The organism is Pseudomonas sp. NKUCC02_KPG (genome assembly GCF_019345465.1).
GTDB lineage: Bacteria > Pseudomonadota > Gammaproteobacteria > Pseudomonadales > Pseudomonadaceae > Aquipseudomonas.
In genome coordinates, this window is record NZ_JAHKRC010000042.1 from 1 (window position 1) to 294 (window position 294).

Sequence of the window (294 nt, forward strand, 5' to 3'; positions counted from 1 at the left end):
GGGAAACCCCACACTACCATCGGCGATGCATCGTTTCACTTCTGAGTTCGGGATGGGATCAGGTGGTTCCAATGCTCTATGGTCGTCAAGAAATTCGGTAGCCAGGTCGTTTACCTTTCGGTTCACGCTCCAGCGAATGGGTATGTAATAGTCTGGTGTTTTGTGAGTCGCAAACTTTCGGTCTGTATCGTCTTCACACACCGCAATCTGGTCTCTTCGACGCAAATTGCTTGGGTGTTATATGGTCAAGCCTCACGGGCAATTAGTATTGGTTAGCTCAACGCCTCACAGCGC

At 50.0% G+C, this 294-nt stretch carries 1 rRNA gene; it reads right to left on the reverse strand.

Going from position 1 to position 294, the window contains the following annotated elements:
* Window positions 1-90 (reverse strand): 5S ribosomal RNA (rrf, locus tag KO536_RS24100); the annotation flags it as partial.
* Window positions 91-294: the final 204 nt, after the last annotated feature.